Below are 26147 nucleotides of genomic sequence, written 5' to 3' on the forward strand. Positions count from 1 at the left end.
CGCGCAGCACCACTGTCTCTACCGCTGGGTAACGTCTAGCTCATGATCGGACAGACTCGTGACGGCGATGTCGTCACACTCGAACTTCAGCGACCGGAACGCCGTAACGCGCTCAACTCTGCACTGTGTGTGGCCCTGCGCGAAGGAATCGAAGACGCCGTCGCCGGCGACGCCAGGGTAATCGTCATCACGGGTCAGGGCTCGAGCTTCTGTGCAGGCGCAGATCTCAGTGGTGATGCGTTCGCGAGCGACTTCCCCGAGACCCTGAACACGCTTCTGCAGACAATCCAGAATGTCCCGATCCCCGTCATCGCTGCCGTGAACGGTCCAGCGGTCGGCGCCGGGACCCAGCTCGCCATCGCAAGCGATCTTCGGGTCGTCGCAGACGGAGGCTACTTCGAGATCCCGTCGACCCGTCTGGGTATCGCGGTGAACAACTGGACCATCAAGCGGCTCTCCTCGCTCGCAGGTGGTTCGGTCGCGCGCACGATCCTTCTCGGTGGTGAACGTCTGCACGCAGAACAGGCCCATCACAGCGGTCTCGCCAACAAGCGCGGCGGAGCGGACGTCGCGCAGCGGTGGGCACAGTCGATCACCGAGCTCGCGCCACTGGCATTGCGGCATCTCAAGCTCGTCTTCAACGACGACGGTGCGCACGACGAGCCGAAGCCCGAACAGTGGGAAGCGTTCGGGGCCGCGTGGAAGAGCGAGGATGTGCTCGAAGCCCGGCGTGCACGCAACGAGAAGCGCCCGCCGAAGTTCCTCGGCAAGTGAACTTGAATCCGGTCCTCGGCGGGTAGCTGCCAACCTCGCCTCGCGTGCGTATGCTTTTCACGTGAACCGGGAGGTGTGGTGAGCACCGAAGAGAATCCGCGCCTGCAGTACGAGGGATCCGACGGCGTGCGACACGAGGTGATCCTCTTGCCCGAACGCGCCCGACTCACCGTCGGACGCTCCCCACAGGCCGACATCGCGTTCGAAACCGATCACGAGGTCTCACGGCTACACGCGGCGATCGAGTGGATGGGAACGCACTGGACTCTCGTCGACGACGGATTGTCCAGGAACGGTACCTACCTGAACGGGGACCGGCTCACCGGTAGGCGGAGTCTGCGGCAGGGGGACACGATCCGCGTCGGTGGATCGACTCTGACCTTTCACGATTACTCCGGACTACGCGACGAGGCCACTCGCATCGCCGCGGACCTCCCCAAGGCCAGGACACTGACCGACACTCAACGCGCCGTTCTCATCGCGTTGTGTAGGCCCTACAAACACAACGCGACGTTTGCAAACCCGTCGTCGAATCAGCAGATTGCAGCGGAAATCTTCCTGAGCATCGATGCCGTCAAGACTCACCTGCGCGTCTTGTTCGCCAAGTTCGGGGTCGAGGATTTACCGCAGAATCAGAAGCGAGTCAGGCTCGCCGAACGCGCCCTGCACAGCGGTGCCATCTCACAACGCGACCTGTAGTGCGGAACCGGTAGTGGTCGCGGCGGTCTCGGCTGCCACGACGAGAGTACGGATCGCGTCGGCTACTTCGGTTGCACGTTCGAGGATCACCATGTGCCCGGCATTCTCGATGCTCACCATTCGGGCGGCGGGCAGTAGGGCCGCAATGGCACGCGAGTGGCGGATGGGCGTCATCAAGTCCTCGGATCCACACAGCACGAAGGTCGGTACGACGGCCAGGGCTGCAAGACTCTCGCTCTCGTCGAAGTCGTGCAGTGAACCGAGGAATCCTGCCATCGTGACGACGGAGGTGTCGTTGAGCATCGCTGTCGCCAGCGCGACGACCCGTGGTTTGACGCGACGGGATCCGCAACCGGCAGCCCGGACGATGGGAGCGCACACTCCCCGGCTCATGCGCTTGGTGATCCCCATGATCGACGGGGCGCGTCGAACCGCTGATTGAAACAACGTGACCAGCGGATGTGCGAGGCAGACGCCGAGGCCTTCCTCTGCCAATCCCGAGGATGCGGTGGCGACCAATCCGACGCCTACCAGGCGTTCGCCTACTTCACCCAGGTACTGACGGGCATAGGACATCGTGGTCATACCGCCCATCGAGTGACCGACGATCACGTATCTGCCGTTCGGGACGACTGCTCGTACCACTGCGCCGAGGTCGTGGCCGAGAGTGTCGATCGTGTACGACTCGGTGTCGGCGGATCCGGAAGCACCGTGTCCGCGGTGGTCGTAGAAAACCATCCGAACGTCCGCTCCCCATGACTGCTCCAGTTCGTCTCGGACGTCGAACCAGGATTCCATCCGTAGGCAGTGACCGTGCACGAACACCACGGTCAGGCCGGCATCGAGGCGTCCGCTCTCGTGAACGGCCAGCGTGGTGCCGTCGTCTGTCACGACTGTGCTGTGCCTGCGCTGCTCGTTCATGAGGGACTCCGATGTCTTCGATGGTCTCTAGTGGTGATTCGCGGGAACCGCCACTTGTGTTACCTGCATCACTGTGCCGCGGAACTCCTGGCTCGGGAACGCACCTGAGAGGGGGTAGAGCCGCACCCCAGGGGTCGCGATTTTCACCCTCGGGTGGGTATCGACCAAACCATCGACCGCACAGGATCGAACTACATACAGGCGCAGGGTGAGCAGGGAGGACGAGGCGATGACCGATGTCGACGTCGTGGAGTTGCTCGAGTCGCAGGTGGCGCTGGCGGTAGCCGGAGACCGCGTGGCGCTCGGCAAGGTGCTCGAACTGGTACAACCACGACTGAAGAGGTACTGCGCTGCACGCTTGGGCAATCTGGACGTATCGGCCGACGACGTCGTGCAGGACGTATGCCTCGCTCTGGTGACTGCCGTTCCGAAGTACCGCGACATTGGGCGGCCCTTCATGGCGTTCGTGTTCGGCATCGCATCACACAAACTGGCCGATGCGGGTCGAAGAGCGACGGTTCGGCGGGCCTACTCGCTCGAAACGGTAACCGATGAACTGGTGTCGGAAGAAACGCCCGAGGCCCGCGTGCTGGAAACTGAATTGCAGAGCCACGCGCAGGCGTTGATGGACACCCTGTCGCCGCAGCACCGAAAAATCATTCTGATGCGCGTCGTGTGGGGCATGACGGCCCCGGAAACAGGCCGCGCCCTGAATATGACCGCCGGGGCGGTTCGGGTCGCGCAACACCGAGCGCTGAACAATCTGCGCTCGGAGTTGACCAATTTCTCTCTATTGTGTGCGTGAACGTGCATCGCCGGGGTAAGTGAACACCATTTTTATCGAGTGAACCCCCAAGCTCTTCCGAGAGCAAGGGTGTTCACTCGAGAAAAATAGTGCGCGGTCAGCGCGACAGCGGCACACTCACCGAGCCGACTAGACCGTCCGTGTCAACCGATCGGCAAGCAAGCGGGAGAACTTGGCAGGGTCCGCGAGCTCGGTGCCCTCAGCGAGTAGTGCTGTCGCATACAGCAACTCGGCCGTCTCTGCGAGGCTCGGGTCCTCGCTCCGATCCTCACGCGCCTTCTTCAGGCCCGTCACCAGATCGTGAACCGGGTTGAGCTCGAGTATGCGCTTGGACGGCGGAACGAACTGCCCCGACGCCTTGTACATCTTCTCGAGTTGCGGCGAGAAGCTGAACTCGTCACCGACGACACAGGCAGGTGAAGTGGTCAGACGTGAAGAGAGGCGAACCTCTTTGACGTCGTCACCGAGAGTCTCGGTCATCCACGTCAGCAGGTCGGCGAAGTCCTTGTCCTGCTCTTCGCGCTGGGCCTCGGCCTCCTTCTTCTCCTCCTCGGTGTCCAGGTCGACCTCACCCTTGGAGATCGACTGGAACTCCTTGCCGTCGAAGTCGGGGACGTTTCCGACCCACACTTCGTCGACCGAGTCGGTCAGCAACAGCACTTCGAGGCCGCGAGCTTTGAAGGCCTCCATGTGCGGGGAGCTTTCGATCTGCGAACGGGACTCGCCCGTCATGTAGTAGATCTGCTCCTGCCCGTCCTTCATGCGGTCGACGTACTCGGCCAGCGTCGTGACGCCGTCCTCGGAGTTCGTGGAAGCGAAAGACGAAATGCCCAAGAGGGTTTCGCGATTGTCGTTGTCCGAGATCAGACCTTCCTTGATCGCGCGACCGAACTGCGACCAGAACGTCTTGTACTTCTCGGGCTGCTCGGCCTGCATTTCCTTGATCGTCGCGAGTACCTTGCGGGTGAGGCGACGACGGATCGCGCGAATCTGCCTGTCCTGCTGCAGGATTTCGCGCGAGACGTTGAGCGAGAGATCGGCTGCGTCGACGACACCGCGAACGAAACGCAGGTACTCGGGCATCAACTCTTCGCAGTCGTCCATGATGAAGACGCGCTTGACGTACAGGTGTACGCCGGTCTTGCCCTCGCGCATGAACAAGTCGAACGGTGCCTGCGACGGAATGAACAGCAGCGCTTGGTATTCGAAGGTGCCCTCGGCCTTGAACGGGATGACCTCGAGTGGCTCGTCCCAAGCGTGGCTCACATGCTTGTAGAACTCCTTGTACTCCTCTTCGGACACTTCGTCCTTGGAGCGGGTCCACAGCGCCTTCTGGGAGTTGACGGTTTCCGTCTCGATCGTGACGGTCTCTTCGCCACCCTCGCCGTTCTCGTCCTTCGGGCTGGTGACTCTCTTCTCCACATCGATGCGGATGGGCCAGGCGATGAAGTCGGAGTACTTCTTGACGAGTTCCTTGACCTTGCGCTCGTCTGCGTAGTCGTGGAGGTGGTCCTCCTCGTCCGCAGGCTTGAGGTGCAGAGTCACCGAGCTGCCCTGAGGGGCGTCCTCGACGTCACTGATCTCGTAGGTGCCTTCGCCGGTGGACTCCCACTTGGTTGCCGTGGCCTCGCCTGCCCGGCGCGTCAGCAGTGTCACTTTCTCGGCGACCATGAACGTGGAGTAGAAGCCGATACCGAACTGTCCGATCAGCTCCTCGGACGCTGCTGCATCCTTGGCTTCCTTGAGCTTCTTGCGTACTTCCGCAGTGCCGGACTTGGCGAGCGTGCCGATGAGGTCGATGACCTCTGCACGCGACATGCCGATGCCGTTGTCGCGGATGGTGAGTGTGCGTGCTTGTTTGTCGATGTCGAGTTCGATGTGCAGATCGGAGACATCGACGTCGAGGTCCTTGTTCTGATACGACTCGAGGCGCAGCTTGTCGAGTGCATCGGAGGAGTTGGAAATCAGCTCGCGTAGAAAACTGTCCTTGTTGGAGTAGATGGAGTGAACCATCAAGTCGAGGAGCTGTCGCGTCTCCGCCTGAAATTCCCGCTGTTCCGTGGTCATGGGTAGGTGAGATCTCCTTCTAGGGCAAACGGTCGCCGAATATTCTAGTGCAAGGCTACGTCTGCGCGCATATGGCGAGCTGGCCGCACCTCGCGCGGAGCGCGGCTGACCTACTGTGGTGCGGTGACGAAGAAAACGATAGTGCCGATCGCGCTCGCAGCTGCCGGCGCGGCGTGGCTGACCAGGGCTGCCTGGGGTTTGCCAGCGCAGCTGGGAGCCGGCACCGCCAAGATCGCTCCGTATGCCGCGGGCTCCTCTCGATATCGTGACCGACGTTTCCACAACTCCGAACCGAGTTCGAGCTTCACGGGCGGTGGCGACGAGTCGATCCTGCGGTCGCTGCTGCGCGGTCGTTCGCAGGGGCGGCCGAGCCGTCCAGTTCCGCTCGCCCCGTTGATCGCTCCCGTAGATGCCGGTGATATCGCAGTGACCTGGTACGGGCATTCGAGCGTCCTCATCGAGGTCGACGGGGTCCGTGTGTTGGCCGATCCAGTGTGGAGCAACCGGGTATCTCCATCCACGGTCGTCGGACCCGCGCGATTGCATCCGACCCCCGCGCCGCTCGACGCGTTGCCACGTGTAGACGTGATCGTCATTTCCCACGATCATTACGACCATCTCGACAAGGCGACCGTGCAGCAGTTGGCGGGCCTGCACGATGCACCGTTCGTCGTACCGCTCGGGATCGGTGCTCACCTTCTTCGGTGGCGAATTCCTCAGGACCGAATCATCGAGCTGGATTGGGACGAGCAGACCGAGGTCGCCGGACTGACGATCACGTGCACCGAGGCGCGACACTTCTCCGGACGAGGGCTCAGGCGGGATCTGACGCAGTGGGCGTCGTGGGCCTTCGCAGGCGCCTCGCACCGCGTCTTCTTCGGCGGCGACACCGGCTATACCACCAAATTCGCCGAGATCGGCGCCAAGTACGGACCCTTCGATCTCACGTTGTTGCCCGTCGGAGCCTACGACCCACGCTGGGCGGACATTCACATGAATCCCGAGGAAGCGGTGCGCGCTCACGGCGACCTCGGTGGCGACGTCCTGGTTCCCGTGCATTGGGCGACATTCAATTTGGCGTTCCACCCTTGGTCGGAGCCGATCGTCCGATTGACCGCGGCAGCCGAGCAGTCGGACGTGAAGGTTTCGGTACCGATGCCTGGCCAACGGGTAGACCTCGCGCGTACGTCGGCCGGCGACCGTTGGTGGGCTCGGCTGGGCTGATCGACGGCCCAGTCTTACTTCTCGACGGCCCAGTCTTACTTCTCGACGGCCTAGTCTTACTTCTCGACGGCCTAGTCTTACTGCCATGTCGATCGAAACGGACGCTCAGCGCGAGAACGGACTCACCGAAGCAGAGGTGGCGACACTTCGATCCGAGGGCAAGTCCAACGACGTCCCAGCCCGCGCGAGCCGCTCTGTCAAGGAAATCGTTCGCGGAAACGTCTTCACCCGCATCAACGCGATTCTGGGTGTCCTGCTGGCCATCGTGCTGTCGACGGGTTCGATCATCGACGGGATGTTCGGGCTGCTGATCGTCGCGAACAGCGGTATCGGCATCATTCAGGAGATTCGAGCCAAGAGAACTCTCGACGCGCTTGCGATCGTCGGGCAGAGCAAACCGGTCGTCAGGCGTGATGGTGAGGCCATGGAAGTCGCGCCGGACGAGGTGGTGCTCGGTGACATCATCGAACTGGGTTCGGGTGATCAGATCGTCGTGGACGGGGTGGCGATCGAATCGGACAGCCTCGAGATCGACGAATCGCTGCTGACCGGTGAGGCTGACACCATTCACAAGCAGGTCGACGGTGAGGTGTTGTCGGGAAGTTTCGTCGTCGCGGGGAGTGGGGCGTACCGGGCGACGAAGGTCGGTCACGATGCCTATGCCGCCAAGCTTGCCGACGAGGCCAGCAAGTTCACGCTCGTACATTCCGAACTGCGTAGCGGCATCGACAAGATTTTGAAGTTCATCACCTATCTGATGATTCCGGCGGGCGCCCTGATCATCTACAACCAGTTGTTCTCGAGTGGACAGTCTCTCGGACCTGCGCTGAACGGCATGGTCGCGGCGTTGGTTCCGATGGTTCCCGAGGGCCTGGTGCTGATGACCTCGATCGCCTTCGCAGTCGGAGTGGTCCGACTCGGCCGGCGGCAATGTCTCGTGCAGGAACTGCCCGCGATCGAGGGCCTCGCTCGCGTGGACGTGGTGTGCGCCGACAAAACCGGAACGCTCACCGAGAACGGTATGCGGTTGGCCGAGCTGCGGGTCGTGGATTCAGGTGATCCCGAGGTCCTGCCGCCGGTTCTCGCTGCGCTGGCGAACGACGATCCGCGGCCGAACGCGAGCGTGCTCGCCATTGCCGAGGCGTATCCCGACGCTCCCGGTTGGACGCAGACCGCGGTAGCTCCGTTTTCCTCGGCAAAGAAGTGGAGCGGACTGTCCTACGGCGACAACGGGAATTGGCTGCTCGGTGCGCCCGATGTCCTGCTCGACCCGCAATCGGACACCGCGCGGGCGGCCGAGGAAGCCGGATCGGCCGGTCTGCGGGTCCTGTTGTTGGCGAGCAGCACCCTCCCCGTCGACGACCCCTCTGCCCCGGGCGAGGTGACGCCCCGCGCCTTGATCGTTCTCGAGCAGAAAGTGCGCACGGATGCCCGTGAAACGCTTGAATTCTTCGCAAGCCAGTCTGTTGCCGTCAAGGTCATCTCCGGTGACAACGCGGTCTCGGTCGGGGCTGTCGCCAGTTCGCTCGGTCTGACAAGTTCGCCGATCGACGGACGCGATCTGCCGGAGAATTCGGAAAAGTTGGCCGACACCGTCGAGAATTCGACGACTTTCGGACGGGTCCGGCCGGATCAGAAACGAGCGATGGTCGGCGCGCTGCAGTCGCGCGGGCACACCGTCGCGATGACCGGTGACGGAGTCAACGACGTGCTCGCCCTCAAGGATGCCGACATCGGTGTGGCAATGGGATCGGGTAGCGCCGCAACTCGGGCCGTCGCGCAGATCGTGTTGTTGGACAACAAGTTCGCGACACTGCCGTATGTGGTCGGCGAAGGCCGTCGCGTGATCGGCAACATCGAGCGCGTATCGAACCTATTTCTGACCAAGACTGTCTACTCGGTGTTGCTGGCGTTCCTCATCGGGCTGACCGGGGTGTTGTCGCAGATCTTCCATTTCGAGCCGATTCCGTATCCGTTCCTGCCGAGGCACGTGACCATTGCGGCCTGGTTCACGATCGGTATTCCGGCATTCATTCTCTCGCTCGCACCCAACAACGAGCGTGCCCGAACCGGCTTGGTATCCCGCGTGATGCGTTTGGCGATCCCCTCGGGTGTGATCGTCGGTGTCGCGACGTTCGTGTCGTATCTGCTCGCCTACCAGGGCGCCGACGCTACCGAAGCGCAAACCATCCAGGCCAGTACGACAGCATTGATCACGTTGATCATGATCGCTTTATGGGTGCTCGCGGTCGTCGCAAGACCGTACGTGTGGTGGAAGATCGCGCTGCTCACTGGATCGGTCGTCGGCTACCTACTGTTGTTCACCATTCCGTTCTGTCGCACGTTCTTCAAACTCGACCCGTCGAATGTCGCGATGACCACGTCGGCGATCATTATCGGGGCCGTGGGTATCGTGGCGGTCGAGGCCGCCTGGTGGATCAGTGCCGCTCTGCACGGTGACAAGCGTCGACTGTTCGGTGCCATGCCGGTGGGCGGAGCGACGTAGTCTTGTTGCCTATCCACGTACGAAAAGGAGCGGTCATGAGTTTTGCAGATACGTTGAAGGGCCTCATCGGTAAGGGGCAGAAAGCCGCCGCCGAGAATTCGGACAAGATCGAGCAGGCCGTGGACAAAGCCGGAGACTTCGTCGACAAGAAGACCGGCGGAAAGTACGCCGAGCAGGTCAACAAGGTCCAGGACGCCGCAAAGAACGCCATTCCGGACAAGTAATGGGTTCGCGCTCGGTGGACGGCACAATCTAACTGTGGACGGACCCATCCTGCTTCTCGTCGTCATCGCCGCTGTCGCGGTCGCTGGGTTCGCCAAGCGTCTCGACCTCCAGGTTCCGCTGGTGCTGGTTGCAGTGGGGTCCGTTGCGTCGTTCATTCCGGGCGTGCCGCACGTGACGCTTGCGCCGGATCTGATCCTCGGGGTCGTACTGCCGCCGCTGCTGTATTCGGCGGCACTGAACTTCTCGTTCGTCAGTTTCCGTAAGAACCTTGCGCACATTCTTCGACTCGGGATCGTGATGGTCCTCGTCACGACCTTTGCAGTCGGCTACTTCGCCAACTGGCTAGTTCCGGAATTCACGCTCGGAGCGGCGCTCGTACTCGGCGCAGTCGTCGCCCCGCCCGATGCCGTGGCTGCCATCGCAGTCGGCCGTAAGCTCGGGCTGCCGTCTCGGATGATGGCGATTCTCACCGGCGAAAGCCTCGTCAACGATGCCGCAGCGTTGACGCTGTTCACCCTGGCGGTCGCCTCGGTGACCGGGCAACGCATCGCCATCGATTCACCGGTCCTGTTCTTCGCGTACGAGATCGTCGGTGGCGTCCTCGTCGGCCTCGTCCTTGCCGGCACAGTGCGGTTCGTCCGGTCTCGGATTCAGGACTCGGCCCTCGAGACCGTCCTCGGGCTCGTGCTTCCCTTTGCGGCGTATCTGGCCGCCGAGGAGATACACGCCTCGGGTGTATTGGCCGTCGTCACAGCTGGTTTCGTGTTGGGCCGCGTGACGGCCGATGTCGCGGTGACAACCAGAATTCAGGAACGTCAGGTGTGGCCGACGCTCGACCTTCTGCTCGAGGCGTTCGTGTTCGCCTACATGGGTTTGCAACTGAAGTTCGTCATCGAGGACGTTCGGGCGGACGGCCTGCCGGTGCTGCATATCTTCGCGTATGCGCTCGTGATTCTCGCCTTCGTCATCGTGGTGCGTCCAGGGTGGATATTTCTCAACACCGGTCGCCGGATCCTGGTGCGAAAATTGTTGCTTAAGAACAAATCCGAGAGCTCCGACGCGCCCGGTCTGACGTGGCGTCAAAACCTCGTCCTGTCGTGGGCCGGGATGCGCGGCGTGGTGACACTTGCTGCGGCGGCCGGTGTTCCGCTCGTCACGGACGCAGGCGATCCGTTCCCCGGGCGTGGAGTCATCCAAGCCATCGCCTTCGTCGTCGCGGTCGGCACCTTGCTGATCCAAGGGTTGACGCTTCCATACCTGATCCGTCGCTTGGACGTTGCCGACCCACTCGAGCAACAGCAGCACGACGAGCAGTGGGCTCTCGCGCGGAGCATCTCCCGCACATCGGCCGAAAGGTACATGACAGCCGCTGCGCGCGAGGGACTTCCGGGCGTGAGTGGAGAATCCGTCGATGCCGTTCTCGAACGAGTACGAAGATCTGTTCGCGCCCGCATGGACGCCGACGAAACCGAGGACCATGAGGAACGGGCAGCCGCTGCAAGGGCACTGTTCGATGCGCTTCGTCGAAACGTTCTGGTGGCGCAGCGTGCAGCCCTTGTCGAGGCACGAGACTCCGGCGAGCTCGATGACGAGGTTCTTCGAGACGTCCTCGACGGTCTCGACGTCGAAGAGGCCGCTGCCGAGGCTCGCATCGATCGTAGGAGCAGGTAGATGCGCAAGACGATAGTGGCCGCCTTCTCGGTGCTGACCTTCTCGGTGCTCACCCTGACTGCCTGCGCCCAGCCCCAGGCGGTGACACTCCCACCCGCTCACGCTCCCGTTCCTGCTGCGCCGGTGGGGGACGAGCGTGGTTCGATCGTCTCCGCACTGGAGATGGGACATACCGATCTGGCGGTCCGCGTCCTCGGTGCCACCGCTACCCGCGTCGTGTATCGGTCGACATCGGGAACAGGTGATACAGGTACCGAGGTATCGGGAGTGGTGTTCGTACCGAAGGGTGCTCCACCTCCCGGCGGTTGGCCGATCGTGTCCGTCGGACACGGCACGACGGGTGTCACGGACGAATGCGCCCCCTCGCTGTACCCGAACCTGTTGGGCACTATCGGCACGGTAGCGCCGTTCCTCGAACGCGGCATGGTGGTCGCAGTGACCGATTACGAAGGACTCGGGACGCCGGGGGAGCATCCCTATCTCGATCCCGATGCAGCGGCCCACAACATCATCGATGCCGTCCGAGCAGCCCGCAATGTCGTTCCCGATGCCGGAACCAGGTGGGGTGCCGTCGGCAATTCGCAAGGTGGACAAGCGGTCTGGGCCGCTGCCGAGCGCACGGACTACGGCGACGGTCTCGATCTCGTCGGCAGTGCTGCGCTATCGCCCGCACTCGATCTCGCCCCCATGTTCGATTTTGGCGCGTCGAACACTCTTGCACAAATGCTGTTGGTCCCGTTTCTGGTGGACGGGCTCCGCTCACAGCGGCCCGAAGTTTCCGACTCGGACTACATCAGCGGCGCCCTGGTGACAGATCGGCGGGCACTGACGGCGTGCACGGACCTGCTCGGTTTCCAGAAGGCGGAAGCAGCAACGCGATTGATGCCGGGCGACGCGAAGCCCACTACCGAGGCCGCACGCATCACAATGGTCGACTGGCTGCGCTCGGTAGCACTGCCACGAACCCCGACTGCTGTCCCGCTGTTGGTCGTCGTCGGCGAGCAGGATCAACTGTTCGACCCGAAATGGACACAGGACGCAGTAAGACAGGCATGCTCGATGGGTGACGTCGTCGAGCTTCGTCGATCGCCGGACCAGGGTCATTCCGATCAAGGCGCGACGAACGACGCAGTCGAGTGGCTCAGCGGTCGTCTCGCGCGGCAACCTGCACGCGATACCTGCCAGGGAGGCTGAAGGATGTTCGATCGACCGACACCAGAGGCCGCCGAGCCACTGCTGATGTTGCGCGCGCTGTGCATGGCACTGCCGGAGGCAACCGAACGAGTCAGTCACGGCGAGCCTGCATGGTTCGTCCGTAAGTCACCGCAATTCGTCATGTTCGCCGACCATCATCACGACGACCGGATCGGGTTCGTGGCCGCAGCACCTGGAGGGGCGCAACAGGATTGGATCTCTCGTGATGGGAGCCGATTCTACGATCCACCGTACGTCGGCGGTCGTGGCTGGATCGGGGTGTACCTCGACGTCGAGCAGGACTGGGAGCAGATCGCCGATATCGTCGAGGACGCGTACCGCACCGTCGCGCCGAGAACGCTCGTCACCCAACTCGATGCGGAGCGGCAACCGGAGTGAGTTCTGCGCTCATGTGGTTCGCCGTCATTGTGGCGTTCGCGGTCGTGGCCATCGCGGTGATCAGCCTGCGCGGACGCCGCGCACTGACGACGCCGGAGGAGCGGGCAGTCCATTCGACGTTGCACACTGCCTCACTCGCGGCACGGCCACTTCGGCAGGGACTGGGCGCGGAATCCGCAGCCGAGGCCGCCCCTCATCTGCGTGCACTGACCGGGACCGACGCACTCGGGGTGAGCGATTCGGACGGCGAACTGTTGACCTGGAACGGCCCCTACGAAGAGCTGTCGGAGCTCTTTCACCATGCTGCTCGACGCGCGATCGACGGAGAGCGGCGGGTGCTGTTGGCGTATCCGCTCGGCGGGGACCACGCGGTACGTGCGTTGATCGCCCAGCCCTTGCTGATCGAGGACGTCGGGGTGGTCGGTGTTCTCGGTGCTGTGACGACGAACGTGCCGGGGCCCGGCATGCTCGGCGCTATCGCCGAGGTCGCGCGCTATGCGTGTGGCCAGATCGAACTCGCCGAACTCGACGCATCCCGCGCCAGGCTGGATCGTGCAGAGGTACGGGCACTGCGAGCGCAGATCAGCCCACATTTCATCTACAACGCCCTCGGCACCATCGCCTCGTTCGTGCGAACGGATCCGGATCGGGCGCGTGAACTGGTACTCGAGTTCGCCGATTTCACGCGATACTCGTTCCGCACAGCAGGAGAGTTCACCGTCCTCGCCGACGAGTTACGCAACATCGACCGGTATCTGACGCTCGAACGCGCGCGTTTCGGCGACACGCTCCAGGTGACTCTGCAGGTAGCTCCCGAGGTACTGGGCGTTGCGCTGCCGTTCCTGGCACTGCAGCCACTGGTGGAGAACGCCGTACGGCACGGGCTCGCCGGCAACCCCGGCGGCGGCAGCATCACGATCGTGGCGGCCGACGAGGGTACCGACTGTTTGATCAGCGTCGAGGACGACGGTGTCGGGATGGATCCGGAACTGTTGCGAGCAGGCTTCCCGAGCACCGACTCCGACGGGTCGACCCACGCTCACGTCGGGCTGTCGAACGTCGACGACCGGTTGCGTGCTGCTTTTGGCAACGACTACGGCCTCGTCGTGGACACCGCGCCGGGATCGGGTACGAAGGTGAGCATGCGGGTGCCGAAGTTCAAAGCAGGTATTCGAGCGTGACCTTCATCTGGCAACATGAGCTGCGCCCATGACTCCCACCCCCGACGCCCCGGCCCACCCTGGTCTGACCGTGCTCGCAGTCGACGATGAAAAACCTGCGCTCGACGAGCTCGCATACCTGTTGAGCAGGCAGGATGTCGTCGGCCAGGTCTACACGGCTTCGGACGCAACCACAGCGCTGCGACGGCTACAGCAGCATCCGGGCCCGTCCTCGCCCGTCGTCGATGCTGTATTTCTCGACATCAACATGCCGGGTCTCGACGGCTTGGAACTCGCTGGAATTCTCGCTAACTTCGCCCGGCCACCTGCCGTGGTGTTCGTGACCGCACACGAGAACCGTGCCGTTGCTGCGTTCGATCTCGGTGCCGTGGACTATCTGCTCAAACCCTTGCGCGAGGAGCGGCTCGCGGAGTCGTTGCGCAGGATCGTCGCTGCGGGTCGCCGCACCGACGGTCAGGAGTCTGCGGGGAGCGAGGAGATCATTCCCGTGGAACTCGGCGGCACCACCACGCTGGTGCAGCGCTCGTCCGTCGGGTGGGTCGAGGCGGAGGGTGACTATGCCAGGCTGCACACCACCGGGGGATCGCACCTCGTCCGAATTCCGATCTCGACGCTCGAAAGCCGCTGGGCCGACATCGGATTTCTGCGGGTGCACCGTTCCTACCTCGTGTCCTTGGCATTGGTGACAGGCATCAAAAGCGTCGGATCGGGGCTGGCGGTATGCCTACGAGCCCAAGGCGAGCTTGCCGCCGTCGAGCTGCCAGTGAGCCGCAGACATGCCCGCGAGCTGAAGGACCGTCTCGTTCGCGGGCCGCTGCAGGCATGGTCCAAACAGGCCGGGTCCAAACAGTCCTGGTCCAAACAGTCCTGGTCCAAACAGTCCTGGTCCAAACAATCCTGGTCCAATCCATGACGGATGCGAAGCCTGCGCGGCAGCGTGTGATCCTCGCGCAGCGGCGTGGGGCAAGAATTGTTCGTACGCGCGTCGAAGTGCAGGAACAGACCGAAGTGGGCGACGCGATGGTGCGAAGCCTCGTGCGCGCGCAATTGTGGTTGTCGATCCGATCGGCCGCACTTACGTTGGGTGTACTGTTCGCGATTCCGCTTGTCGGACTGTTGGTTCCAGCCTTCGCCGATGCCGTGGTGTTCGGGATTCGACTGCCGTGGCTGGTGCTCGGCGTGCTGATCTACCCGTTGCTTCTCGGTGTGGGATGGGTCTACGTGCGCCAGGCGGAGCGCAACGAACACGAGTTCACCGACCTCGTGGACGATTAGCCATGGCAGTGCCGTGGGTAACGGTGGCGGCGTTGTTGGCTGCCGCCGTCGCGACCGTCGCGATCGGAATCTACGGCGTCCGATTGGCCCGCACCACCTCCGATTTTCTTGTCGCGTCACGTACTGTCGGCCCGCGTTGGAACGCCGCGGCGATCTCGGGGGAGTACCTCTCCGCGGCCTCGTTCCTTGGAGTCGCCGGGCTCATCGCCAAATACGGCGCCGACGCGCTGTGGTATCCGATCGGTTTCACCGCCGGCTACCTCGGCCTGCTGTTGTTCGTCGCCGCACCGCTACGACGAAGTGGCGCGTACACCGTTCCCGACTTTGCCGAGTTCAGGCTGGGATCACTGTGGCTCCGCAAGCTCGCGATGGTGGTGGTCGTCGTCATCTGTGCGCTCTATCTGGTTCCGCAGTTCCAAGGCGCGGGGTTGACACTGAACATCCTCCTCGGCGTGCCGGGGTGGGTCGGTGCAGCGTTGGTCGGTGTCATCGTCATCGCGAACGTGGTGGGCGGCGGTATGCGCTCGATCACCTTCGTGCAGGCGTTTCAGTACTGGCTCAAGTTGACTGCTGTTGCCGTCCCCGCCGTCGTCCTTGCGCTGCACTTCTACGGCGATGATCGCGTGGTGGGGAGTTCGGCTCCACCGACGGTGGACCGCGAGACCACCGTCGAGATCAGCACGGATGTGCTGGTGCAGGTGGATTCGCGCATCGAGGTGACCGTGTACGGCACTGTCGACGACGAACCGGTGGGCGGCAGGATTGCCCTCGACGCCGGCACACACGAACTGGGCGAGGGGACATCGCTGATTCTCGACGCCGATTCACCGGTGCCGGTGGTCGCAGGTGCGCCGACGATCGATCGCGAATGGGCGTCGCCCGGTGGGGGTCTCGGCGGAACGCATCCGATGTATCAGGTCTATTCGCTGATACTCGCGACGTTCCTCGGCACCCTGGGTCTACCTCACGTGTTGGTGCGGTTCTACACCAACCCCGACGGGCGTGCAGCCCGGCTGACCTCGCTCACCGTGCTCGGCCTCCTGAGTGTCTTCTACCTGTTTCCCACGCTGCTCGGAGTGTTCGCGCGCTTGTACGTGCCACAGCTGCTGATCACCGGAGCTTCCGATGCGGCCGTTCTGCTGTTGCCGGGTTCGGTGCTGTCCGGGATAGGTGGACAACTGCTTGCTGCCCTCGTCGCGGCCGGTGCGATCGCTGCATTCCTGTCCACGTCCTCGGGCCTGTTGGTGAGCATCGCCGGGGTGCTGAGCACCGACGTATTGCGGGGCAGAGTCCGAGACTTCCGCATCGCTGCGATTCTTGCGGGGGTGGGCCCGCTGATTCTGTCCCTCGGACTGGTCTCGCTCGACTTGTCCAGGACGGTGGGTCTGGTTTTCGCCGTCGCCGCGTCTACGCTGTGTCCGCTGCTCGTGCTCGGTATCTGGTGGCGCGGCCTGACTCCGGCCGGGGCGGCATCCGGACTGATCGGCGGCGGAGTCCTGTCGCTCGGCGCCGCGTCGTTGTCGATCTTCGGCATTCCCGACCGACTGTGGGGCGGTTGGGCTACAGCGATTCTGGGCTACCCGGCTGCCGTCAGCGTGCCGATCGCGTTCGCTCTGATGATTGTGGTGAGCAAAGCGACGTCGTCGTCGATTCCGGCCGACGTCGGCCGAATCTTCACCAGGCTTCATGCACCCGAACGTCTCGGCGTGGGGCGCGACCGTGAGCAGGAGTTGTGAGCCCGTTCGCCGTTGTCATACGACCGTTCGGCGCACAACCCGACAGCTGAGCGTGTGATCGCCACCACGGCACAGTTTTGTGAGCTGGCTCTCATACTGTTTCCCCTCAGATGTGAGTCACAGCCCGTGACGAGCTAGATGAGGAGCTGACAAGGTGACACGACCGGATACTTCACCGCCGCCACCGGATGCGCAGGCATTCATCGACATGCAGGCGAGTCCGGAGTTTCAGGAGCTACGACGTAGATTGCGCAGCTTCGTCTTTCCGATGACGGCATTCTTTCTCCTCTGGTACCTCGTGTATGTCTTGCTCAGCACCTATGCGACGGGCTTCATGTCCACTCTCGTGTGGGGAAACATCAACATCGGCCTGTTGCTCGGTCTAGGACAGTTCGTCACCACCTTCGCGATCACCGGCATCTACGTGAGATTCGCGAACCGTGAACTCGATCCACGCGCGCTGGCCCTGCGTACCGAGATGGAAGCCTCCCAGGAGTTGAAGCGATGAATCTCGCGCAAGCAGCAGACACGACAGTCGGCGAGCCGATAGTCAACATCTCCATTTTCGTGGCCTTCGTGCTCATCACGATGGTCGTCGTCATCCGGGCCAGCAAGAAGAACACCACGGCGTCGGAGTTCTTCACCGCAGGCGGTGGATTCTCCGGGCCGCAGAACGGTATCGCGATTGCCGGTGACTACCTTTCTGCCGCGAGCTTCCTCGGTATCGCAGGCGCGATCGCCGTCTACGGGTACGACGGCTTTTTGTACTCCATCGGCTTCCTCGTCGCGTGGCTCGTCGCCCTGCTGCTGGTCGCCGAATTGCTCAGGAACACAGGTAAATTCACGATGGCAGACGTCTTGAGCTTCCGGCTGCGGCAGGGGCCGGTGCGCACGGCTGCTGCACTGTCGACGCTTACGGTCTCGCTGTTCTATCTGCTGGCGCAGATGGCAGGCGCGGGCGGTCTCGTTGCCCTCCTTCTCGATATCTCCGACCGCACCGGTCAGTCGATCGTCATCGCGATCGTCGGTGTGCTGATGATTGCGTACGTCCTCATCGGCGGAATGAAGGGCACGACGTGGGTGCAGATCATCAAGGCGGTGCTCCTGATCGTCGGCGCCGCATTCATGACCGTTCTCGTGCTGGCGAAGTTCGGACTCAACTTCTCCGAGCTCATCGGTAGTGCACAGACCATGGTGTCCGGATCCGCCGACAGTGCAGTAGCAGCACGCGACATCATCGAACCGGGCGCGCAGTACGGCGGCAGTGCCACGTCGAAGATCAACTTCCTCTCGCTCGGTATCGCACTGGTTCTCGGAACCGCGGGTCTGCCGCACGTTCTCATGCGCTTCTACACGGTGCCTACCGCGAAAGAAGCTCGACGCAGCGTGGTGTGGGCGATCGCCCTCATCGGTGCGTTCTACCTGTTCACACTTGTCCTCGGTTACGGCGCCGCCGCGATCGTCGGACCGGACCGGATCCTCGCGTCGGCAGGTGGCCAGAACTCCGCTGCACCACTGCTCGCCTTCGAACTCGGTGGCGTCATTCTCCTCGGCGTCATCTCGGCAGTAGCCTTCGCGACGATTCTTGCCGTCGTGGCAGGTCTGACCATCACCGCGTCGGCATCCTTCGCCCACGACATCTACGCCAGCGTCATCAAGAAGGGCAACGTCGACGAGAAGAAGCAGGTCAAGGTTTCTCGCATCACGGCCGTCGTCATCGGTGTCATCGCCATCGGCCTCGGAATTCTTGCCAACGGTCAGAACATCGCATTCCTCGTGGCACTGGCATTCGCCGTCGCTGCGGCAGCGAACCTTCCGACCATTCTGTACTCGTTGTTCTGGCGTCGGTTCAACACCACCGGCGCACTGTTCAGCATGTACGGCGGTTTGATCTCGACCATCGTCCTGATCATCTTCTCGCCTGCGGTGTCCGGCTCGAAGACCTCGATGATCCCCGGATCGGATTTCGCATGGTTCCCGCTGTCGAACCCGGGGATCGTATCGATCCCACTCGCGTTCATCCTCGGCATCGTCGGCACGTTGATTTCGAAGGATTCGGAGAGTAGGGCGAAGCAGGCCGAGATGGAGGTCCGTTCGTTGACCGGTATCGGAGCAGAGAAGGCCTCAGCTCACTGACCTTGGGTTTTACCAATCGAGACGCCCGTGTATGTGCTCCTCACACGGGCGTCTCGACATGTCCGGCTACCATCCGTGCTGTGGCCAAGCTCAAAGTGACCGCCGACGTCCCCCTCGACCCGGCACAAACGTGGACGCATGCGTCCGATCTCTCCGACTACGACAAGTGGCTTTCCATCCACGAGGCGTGGCGCGGTGAGCTACCCGCCGAGCTCGCCGTCGGCACCACGCTGGACTCCGTCGCCAGTGTCAAAGGCATGCGCAATCGGGTGCGCTGGACCATCGAAAGCTATGACCCGCCGAACAAGCTGAAGCTGAAGGGCAACGGCAAAGGCGGTGTCAAGATCGCTCTCGTTCTATCGGTGAGCGCCGCCCGAAACGGCGGGTCGCAGTTGACTCTCGACATCGATCTCGGTGGCGCACCCCTGTTCGGTCCCATCGGCTCTGGCGTTGCCCGAGCTCTGAAAGGGGACATCGAGAACTCGTTGAAGACCTTCGAGTCGCTCTACGCATAACGCGTGCAGGTCAAAGCCGCGATACGCTTCGGCGAGCCGCGCAGTGGGGGTCTGATCGGAGGCTCTCGCTCATACGGAGAGGTTCTTCACAATGCCCGGTAGACACAGTCCAGCGAAACATAGTGCCGCGCGCTCGGCCGCCAACTCGACAGGATTGGTGAAGTACGGCGTCCTCGCCGTCGTACTTCTGGTGATCGTCGGCGTCGGCGTCTTCGCCGCGCAGAAAGCGTTCGGGTCCGGGTGCAAGGATCCATCCACCTACACCCTTGCTGCCGATCCGGCGATCGCGAGCGTAGTGCAGGACGTGATCGACGACACGTCGGCCGAGGATCTCGGTTGCGCGAACATCGAGGTGACGGCCACCGACTCGGGAGAGGCATCCGCTGCCGTGTCCAAGGGCGTGGACGTCCCCTCGCTGTGGATACCGGATTCGGCACTCTGGGTGGGTAAGACTGTGCGGGCCACCGGCTCGCTCGTCGATCTCGCCAGCCAGTCCGTCGCGAGCTCGCCTGCGGTGATCGCCGCTCGTCGAGACGAAGTGCCGTTCTTCGACACCTGGCTCACCGCGCTACAACTCAAAAGTCTCCGAATTGGAAATCCGTTGACCAACACCATTTCCGACGCCGCGATCCTCGCTGCCCTCGCCGAAGCAGGTGCAGACGCCGTCACAGTCGACTCCGTGTCCGCTGCCCTGGTCCCGATCGCGCAGGCGCAGGCTTCGACGAGAGGCGAAGCAGATCCGGTTGTTCGCCTCGACGACATGTCTACCGATGGTGGCGTTTCCGTCGTCTCCGAACAGACGCTGGTGGACTACGAGAAGTCGACCGGCACCGAACTCGGTGCCACGACACCGCCGACGGGAAGCTTCTTCCTGAATTTCCCACTCGCCGTCACCGAACCCGCCGGTGACTCTCACGAGAGCGCCAAGACCGTCGGGCTCGCCGTCGCCGAGGCACTCGCCTCCTCTTCCGGCCTGGCAGCGCTGTCCGACGCGGGCTTCCGTCCACCGGACAACACACCTCTCAGCGACGGCCGCGGTGTCGGAAAGATCCTGACATTGACCATCGCCGACCAGCAGACCGCCGAGGCGACGTTGCGGCAGTATCAAGTACTCGCGCTGCCGTCGCGGACTCTGGTGATGGAGGACGTTTCCGGTTCGATGGCCTACGGCGCCGGAGCGGATACGCGCATCGGATTGACGGTTCAAGCCAGCGAAACGGGAAGCAAGCTGTTCCCCAACAATGCGGCGATGGGGCTGTGGGCATTCTCGATCGGCCTCGGCGGCGGGAGTCAGGACTACAAAGAACTGGTTCCGATTCGCCGTCTCGACGAAGACGTGAACGGGACCTCGCAACGCAACCTCGTCGTCCAGCAGATCGACACCCTCCCGGGTCTCGTCGGCGGCGGTACCGGCTTGTACGACACGACTCTTGCAGCATTCCGCAAGGTCAAAGAGGGATACGATCCCGACTACATCAACAGCGTCATCATCCTGACCGACGGTTCCAACGAGGATCCCGGCAGCGTCGGACTCGAGGAGTTGCTGTCCACACTCCGCTCGGAGCAGGATCCGACGAAGCCGGTCATCATCGTCACCATCGGCATCACCGACGACGCCGACGCTGGAGTTCTTCAACAGATCTCTGCAGCCACCGGCGGTACAAGCTTTTTGGCTCGAAATCCAGCAGAAATTCCCAACGTGTTCGTGAATGCTCTCAAAAGTCGATCAGGTCGCTGATTTTTGGGCATTTTTGGGGTAAGCGTATCCATAGGTCGCATTTTGGTGCATGATGCAGGTCGCTGATAAATAGCTGACCAACGGGGGAGTGCGCGGAAATGTCTGGGCGTCACGGAACAGGAACTCGGAGCACTCCGGCTGCAAAATGGGCCGCGGTTGTGGTGGTGGCCGTCGTGGTCGTCGTGGGCGGGTACTTCGGAGTCCAGGCCGTACGCGCGACAGTTGCAGGTTGCGATTCCACGGGCCAGGTATCGCTGGCCGTGGACCCGACCATCGAGCCGGTCGTAACCGAGGTGTTGACCCGGTCCAGTGAGCTCGACCGCGGTTGTACCGATTTCGAGGTTCGCGCCGAGGCACCGACCGATACCGCAACGGAGCTTGCCGGTGCCGATGGCAGTCGGCCCGACCTGTGGATTCCCGATTCGACGCTTTGGTTGCTCAAGACACTCCGCTCGACGGGGGCACTACCGGAAGTTGCGAAGTCCTCAGTTGCCAAAACGCTGCCGGTGTTGGTTACACGCGAAGGCGAAGCTCCCACGGCACAGAGCTGGTTACAGGTTCTGCAGACTCCGCAGCAGCGAATCGGAGATCCGCTCAACAGCAGCGCGTCGATTTCCTCCATCCTCGGAGCGTTGGCCGAATCCGAGGTTGCGATCTCCGATCCGAAGGCAGTCTCGGCAGCACTCGTTCCTATCGCCCAGGATTACGGGCGAATCGCAGACACCCCGCACGACACGACCGACCTGGTCGCGCAGGTCGCTGCAGAGGGAGGCAGCAGTGTCGCCACCGAACAGAGCGTGGTGGCCTACAACGAAGCCAACCCGCAGGCGCCTCTGCTCGCGTCGGTTCCGCCGACCGGCAGCTACTTTTTGGACTACCCGCTTGCCGTGACTGCAGCAATGGGGCCGGATTACGACGCCGCGAAGAAGGCTGGCGCTGCCCTGGCCTCGCTGTTGGCAAACTCGGCGACAGCCGATGCCCTGCTCGACGCAGGTTTTCGACAGGCCAGCGGAACTCCGTTGACCGACGGCACCGGTGTCGGGTCGGCCGCCGCCCTCGAACTGAAGAATCCACTGTCCATCGAATCGACGCTGCGCGACTGGTCGGTGCTGGCCCTGCCACTGCGGACAGTTGTGGTCGAAGACGTGTCCGGGTCGATGGCAGCCAAGTCGGGTGACTCGACCCGCATCGCGCTGACCGTGGAAGCCAGTCTCGGCGGTAACGCTCTGTTCAACTCGCAAGCAGAGATGGGCTTGTGGGCGTTCTCGATCGGCCTCGGCGGAGGTAGTCAGGACTATCGGGAACTGGTCCCCATCGGACCCGAAAGCAACGTCGTCAACGGACTTCCCCAGCGTGACGCAATCCTCGCAGGCATTCGGTCGCTACCGTCGCTGGTCGGCGGGGGTACCGGCCTGTACGACACCACGCTTGCTGCCTTCCGGAGAGTGAAGGAAGGCTACGACCCCAACTTCGTCAACAGTGTCATCCTCTTGACCGATGGTGCCAACGAGGATGCAGGCAGTCCGAGTCTCGACGACTTGATCGCCACGCTGCAGCGTGAGCAGGATCCGGTTCGGCCGGTGGTCATCGTGACCGTCGGCATCACGACGGACGCGGACCCTGTTGCCTTGCAGAAGATTTCCGCGGCTACCGGTGGAACGAGCTACATCGCCGAGGACCCGCGCGACATCCCCGACGTGTTCGTCAAAGCGCTCAACAGTCGAACCCAACGTATCGGCGGGGAATAGCTGCACCGCTCTGCTCAGAACGCGAACGTGACCACTAGGGCTGCGGCGCAGCTGAGCACGACGACGGTGAACGCAATGACGTCGGGCAGGTGTGGTCGGCTGGGGTAGGCGGTTATCTGTCCAGCGCCGCCGCGGGCCGTGATGGCCTCGCCCATTTCCGTGGCCCGTCGGATGGCAATGGACATCGTTGCGGTGATGAGGTCGACGATCGAATTGTCCGCGACGCTGTTGAGGACCGATTTGGGGCGCAGGCGTCGGGCAGCGATCATGACGCGCATTTCCTCGATCAACAACGGAAGCGAACGTAGGCACAATGCGACGGTCGCGGCCCATTCGTCGACCGGCAACCTCAGCTTCTTCAACGGCGTTCCGAGAGTGGAGACGGCGGGTGCGATATCGCTCATCGACGTCGTCCAACCGATCATCAGTGACGCTCCGAGTAGCACGAATGCGAACACCATTGCCTGCAGAAACAGCAGCACCGCCGAGAACCCCAACGGGGCGTTGATGAGTGCGCCGATCAGAAAGAGAACCCAGATCAACTTCGGCGGGCGGGGTATCGCGGTAGGCGGCACGCGCGCGATGATCGCGGTAACTACCAGCAGGCCGACGACGATCCCGAGTGCCGGCCACGATGGCGCGATCAGCAGCATGATGCTGATGAGCACCACCGACATCAGCTTCGTGCCGGCCCAGAGCCGGTGGATCGGCGAGTGTCGCGGAACTTGGCGCAGTACAACAGTTGTCACGACGCCACTCCGCGGGCTGTCGTTCCGGACGTGATGCGTCCGCTGGCAAGGGTGACGGTTCGGTCGCACACGCTGTCGATACCGTCGATGTCGTGCGAAATGACTATTATCGCGATTCCCTGACGTCGTAGTTGACCGAGCACACCGATGATGTCGGTTCGCCCCGGCGGATCGAGTCCGGCGAGCGGTTCGTCGAGTACCAGCACCCGAGGCTTGTTCACCACCAGCCCGGCGATGACGACCCGACGCATCTGCCCGCCGCTGAGTGAATCGATCTCTCGGCCGGCGAGTAGTCGATCCAAGCCGACTGCGTCCATCGCGCGAGAGACATGCACCGAACCAACTTCTGGACCCCCGGCAGCCGCGATGTCCTCTGCGACCGTGCGGCGCTGAAGTTGTAGCCGTGAGTGTTGAAACGCCAGACCTACGACACCGACGTTGTCCGACACCGGAGAACCGTCGAAATCTGCGGTCCCGGTTGAGGGTTTGGTAAGGCCGGCGAGAATCCATGCAAGCGTTGACTTTCCGGATCCATTGCCGCCCAGGACAAGCAGCCCGTCGCCTGCATGCACAGTCAGGTCGATTCCGGTGAGCGCCACCTGCGACCACGGTGTACGTCTGTTGTAGGTGTGCCCGACGCCTCGGAGAGCCATGATCGGTGGTCCGGCACGAAAGTGGGTGGCCGCCGGGTCGAAGATCGCGGTACGCATCCATTCGGCGCTGTGCTGCACCTGTGCCCCGCCGTGAAGATGGACCACACGATCGGCGGCGGCCGTCTCCAGTTCTTGGTGCGTCACGAGTACGACGGACATCCGGTGTCGAGTGGGGAGATCGGCCAGCAGCGCCACCAGGCTCGCTCGCCCGGCGGCGTCCACCATCGTGGTTGCTTCGTCGGCGATCAGCAATGCGGGGCGTCGCGCCAGTGCAGCCGCGACTGCCAGCCGTTGCATTTCACCGCCGGACAGTGTCGAGGTGTCGCGTGCTCCCATTCCGCCCAGACCCACTTCGATCAGGAGTGCGTCGATATCGGTTTCGGCGTCTACGGGCAGACCCCATACGACGTCGTCACCGACGCGGCTGCCGAGGATTTGACTCTCCGGCCGCTGCAGAACTACCGCTGTTCCACCCGCCAGACCCAAACCGGCGACACCGGGGCGGTCCACAGTCCCGGTGGTGGGTGTACGCCCCGCGAGAATACGTGTCAGCGTCGACTTGCCGGACCCGTTGTGTCCCACCACGGCTACGAACTCTCCGAAATCGACAATGAGGTCGAGGCCTTGTAAGGCTGCGGTGCGGGAGCCGTCGTAGCTGAAGCCGACGTTGTTCAACCGGACCGGTAGCGGTGCGACCACCCCATCGACCGCGGCAGGCAAATGATCGGCGACGGGGATGGTCGAGAGGCGGTCGAGAATGGCTCCGAGGATCAGCCACGTGAAGAACACTCCGACGACGATGCTGAATATCGCGGTGCCGAGTATCCACCACCACCAGTTGTCCAGCACCGCACCCACACCCGCACGCAACGTGTCCGCGGCAGGGACCAGAAGTTCGGTCCTCGACATCAGTCGGGCGACGCCCTCGATGGTGTTCTCGATTGTCTTCAGAAACAACTCACGCAATGGTGCCAACACGAACAACACGGCCACCGTCACCAGACCGATGGCGGGCCCGACGACCGCTGAGGTGACAAGCACTCGGAACAGTCCATGACCGAGACGTTTGGCCCGGCCCACCATCCCGCCGAGAAGAGCGGCCGTGGCCACGGTGACGGCCGTCGACCACCCAGCAGCGACGAAGGCGACGAGAGTCCCGGCTACAGCTGCCGAGACGAGCACCCGAGTGCGATGGCGTTGCGCAACGACAGCCATCGGTACAGCAGCTACGATCTGTAACGCGGTGGCCAGCGGAACCACCATCGCAACCACCGAGAGAGCGACTGCAAAGCTGCTCATCACGGCGGCCGTCGCGAGTTCGACAGGCGTCAGCGCAGTCGACGTGCGGTGTTCGGTGCGGCTTTCGGTCACCGGTCCAGTGTGCCAGCATCGTCCTTACACTCACGCCAACAGGAACCAGAGAGGCGTACCCGAGTGATCACGGTGGAAGAAGAAGGCTGGGATACCCCGGCCGGGGCGCAATTACGAGCCGCTCAGCGGGCGGAGTTGGATGCTCGCTACGGAAACAGCAGCCACGAACCTGGGATGCCACCGTCCGGGGAGGACATGTTGGTATTCGTCGTCGCGCGCGACGATTCGTCGGTGGGCATCGGGTGCGGGGGACTTCGGTTGCTCGGGGGCGAGGAAGCGGAGATCAAGCGGATGTACGTCATTCCCGCCGAGCGCGGACGCGGCGTATCGGTCGCCATCTTGCGCAAACTAGAAGAGAGCGCACGAGCTCACGGTATCCACACTCTCAAGTTGGAAACCGGATCGCGTCAACTGGACGCCATCAGATTCTTCGAGCGGGAGGGTTACACCAGAATCGAGCCATTCGGCCCGTACGTCGATGCCCTGACCTCGATCTGCTACGCCCGCACGCTGTAACCGAGTCCGAAACGACTGTGCGCGCGCAACCATCGGTTGCGCGC

General features: G+C 62.9%; 23 protein-coding genes. 19 read left to right on the plus strand and 4 right to left on the minus strand.

Going from position 1 to position 26147, the window contains the following annotated elements:
- Nucleotides 1–42 precede the first annotated feature (42 nt).
- A complete protein-coding gene (locus tag QMK32_RS08825; RefSeq protein ID WP_283474369.1) occupies nt 43–774 on the plus strand; it encodes an enoyl-CoA hydratase in 732 nt (243 codons plus the stop codon).
- 78 nt (nt 775–852) lie between these two features.
- On the plus strand, nt 853–1473 hold the full coding sequence (locus tag QMK32_RS08830) for an FHA domain-containing protein (RefSeq protein ID WP_502943557.1): 621 nt from the start codon (nt 853–855) through the stop codon (nt 1471–1473).
- On the opposite strand, the gene QMK32_RS08835 is transcribed toward QMK32_RS08830, so the two are convergent.
- Nucleotides 1456–2394, minus strand: a complete 939-nt coding sequence (locus tag QMK32_RS08835; RefSeq protein WP_283474371.1) for an alpha/beta fold hydrolase — start codon at nt 2392–2394, stop codon at nt 1456–1458. The genes QMK32_RS08830 and QMK32_RS08835 overlap by 18 nt on opposite strands.
- A gap of 229 nt (nt 2395–2623) precedes the next feature.
- Between QMK32_RS08835 and shbA the strand changes: the two genes are divergently transcribed.
- Nucleotides 2624–3199 (plus strand): RNA polymerase sigma factor ShbA, encoded by a 576-nt coding sequence (shbA, locus tag QMK32_RS08840; protein ID WP_283474373.1) that lies wholly within the window; start codon nt 2624–2626, stop codon nt 3197–3199.
- 129 nt (nt 3200–3328) lie between these two features.
- Here the strand turns inward: shbA and htpG are convergent, their stop codons facing one another.
- A complete protein-coding gene (gene htpG, locus QMK32_RS08845) occupies nt 3329–5266 on the minus strand; it encodes a molecular chaperone HtpG (protein WP_283474375.1) in 1938 nt (645 codons plus the stop codon).
- A gap of 123 nt (nt 5267–5389) precedes the next feature.
- Here htpG and QMK32_RS08850 point away from each other — a divergent pair, with 123 nt between their 5' ends.
- From QMK32_RS08850 to QMK32_RS08920, 15 genes are all read left to right on the plus strand, one after another.
- Nucleotides 5390–6490 (plus strand): MBL fold metallo-hydrolase, encoded by a 1101-nt coding sequence (locus tag QMK32_RS08850; protein ID WP_283474377.1) that lies wholly within the window; start codon nt 5390–5392, stop codon nt 6488–6490.
- Between the two features lie 85 nt (nt 6491–6575).
- On the plus strand, nt 6576–8996 hold the full coding sequence (locus tag QMK32_RS08855; protein ID WP_283474378.1) for an HAD-IC family P-type ATPase: 2421 nt from the start codon (nt 6576–6578) through the stop codon (nt 8994–8996).
- A 35-nt stretch (nt 8997–9031) separates the two neighbouring features.
- Nucleotides 9032–9220, plus strand: coding sequence for an antitoxin (locus QMK32_RS08860; protein WP_269301103.1), 189 nt, complete (start codon nt 9032–9034; stop codon nt 9218–9220).
- Nucleotides 9221–9254: 34 nt separating this feature from the next.
- Nucleotides 9255–10892, plus strand: coding sequence for a Na+/H+ antiporter (locus QMK32_RS08865; RefSeq protein WP_283474380.1), 1638 nt, complete (start codon nt 9255–9257; stop codon nt 10890–10892).
- A complete protein-coding gene (locus QMK32_RS08870; protein ID WP_283474383.1) occupies nt 10893–12086 on the plus strand; it encodes a lipase family protein in 1194 nt (397 codons plus the stop codon). It abuts the gene before it with no gap.
- Between the two features lie 3 nt (nt 12087–12089).
- Nucleotides 12090–12485 carry an MmcQ/YjbR family DNA-binding protein gene (locus QMK32_RS08875; RefSeq protein ID WP_283474384.1) on the plus strand — a complete coding sequence of 132 codons (396 nt, stop codon included), beginning with the start codon at nt 12090–12092 and terminating at the stop codon, nt 12483–12485.
- 11 nt (nt 12486–12496) lie between these two features.
- Nucleotides 12497–13666, plus strand: coding sequence for a sensor histidine kinase (locus tag QMK32_RS08880; protein WP_283474728.1), 1170 nt, complete (start codon nt 12497–12499; stop codon nt 13664–13666).
- A 28-nt stretch (nt 13667–13694) separates the two neighbouring features.
- Nucleotides 13695–14579 carry a LytR/AlgR family response regulator transcription factor gene (locus QMK32_RS08885; protein WP_283474385.1) on the plus strand — a complete coding sequence of 295 codons (885 nt, stop codon included), beginning with the start codon at nt 13695–13697 and terminating at the stop codon, nt 14577–14579.
- Nucleotides 14576–14941 carry a DUF485 domain-containing protein gene (locus QMK32_RS08890; RefSeq protein WP_269301098.1) on the plus strand — a complete coding sequence of 122 codons (366 nt, stop codon included), beginning with the start codon at nt 14576–14578 and terminating at the stop codon, nt 14939–14941. Before QMK32_RS08885 ends, QMK32_RS08890 begins: the two co-directional genes overlap by 4 nt.
- 2 nt (nt 14942–14943) lie before the next feature.
- Nucleotides 14944–16677: a sodium/solute symporter gene (locus tag QMK32_RS08895; protein ID WP_269301097.1), complete on the plus strand. Its 1734-nt coding sequence runs from the start codon at nt 14944–14946 to the stop codon at nt 16675–16677.
- Nucleotides 16678–16885: 208 nt separating this feature from the next.
- Complete coding sequence (locus tag QMK32_RS08900; protein ID WP_136172466.1) at nt 16886–17185, plus strand: DUF485 domain-containing protein; 300 nt, start codon at nt 16886–16888, stop codon at nt 17183–17185.
- Nucleotides 17182–18813 carry a monocarboxylic acid transporter gene (locus tag QMK32_RS08905; protein WP_283474386.1) on the plus strand — a complete coding sequence of 544 codons (1632 nt, stop codon included), beginning with the start codon at nt 17182–17184 and terminating at the stop codon, nt 18811–18813. Before QMK32_RS08900 ends, QMK32_RS08905 begins: the two co-directional genes overlap by 4 nt.
- 80 nt (nt 18814–18893) lie before the next feature.
- Nucleotides 18894–19328: a type II toxin-antitoxin system Rv0910 family toxin gene (locus QMK32_RS08910; protein ID WP_283474388.1), complete on the plus strand. Its 435-nt coding sequence runs from the start codon at nt 18894–18896 to the stop codon at nt 19326–19328.
- A 157-nt stretch (nt 19329–19485) separates the two neighbouring features.
- Nucleotides 19486–21066, plus strand: coding sequence for a VWA domain-containing protein (locus QMK32_RS08915; protein WP_349307559.1), 1581 nt, complete (start codon nt 19486–19488; stop codon nt 21064–21066).
- A gap of 98 nt (nt 21067–21164) precedes the next feature.
- Nucleotides 21165–22814 (plus strand): VWA domain-containing protein, encoded by a 1650-nt coding sequence (locus tag QMK32_RS08920; protein ID WP_283474393.1) that lies wholly within the window; start codon nt 21165–21167, stop codon nt 22812–22814.
- A 14-nt stretch (nt 22815–22828) separates the two neighbouring features.
- On the opposite strand, the gene QMK32_RS08925 is transcribed toward QMK32_RS08920, so the two are convergent.
- Nucleotides 22829–23563, minus strand: coding sequence for an energy-coupling factor transporter transmembrane component T family protein (locus QMK32_RS08925; RefSeq protein WP_283474395.1), 735 nt, complete (start codon nt 23561–23563; stop codon nt 22829–22831).
- Complete coding sequence (locus tag QMK32_RS08930) at nt 23560–25587, minus strand: ABC transporter ATP-binding protein (RefSeq protein ID WP_283474396.1); 2028 nt, start codon at nt 25585–25587, stop codon at nt 23560–23562. Before QMK32_RS08930 ends, QMK32_RS08925 begins: the two co-directional genes overlap by 4 nt.
- Before the next feature lie 63 nt (nt 25588–25650).
- Here QMK32_RS08930 and QMK32_RS08935 point away from each other — a divergent pair, with 63 nt between their 5' ends.
- On the plus strand, nt 25651–26103 hold the full coding sequence (locus QMK32_RS08935) for a GNAT family N-acetyltransferase (RefSeq protein ID WP_283474398.1): 453 nt from the start codon (nt 25651–25653) through the stop codon (nt 26101–26103).
- Nucleotides 26104–26147: the final 44 nt, after the last annotated feature.

This window comes from Rhodococcus sp. H29-C3, assembly GCF_030063405.1.
Lineage (GTDB): Bacteria > Actinomycetota > Actinomycetes > Mycobacteriales > Mycobacteriaceae > Rhodococcoides.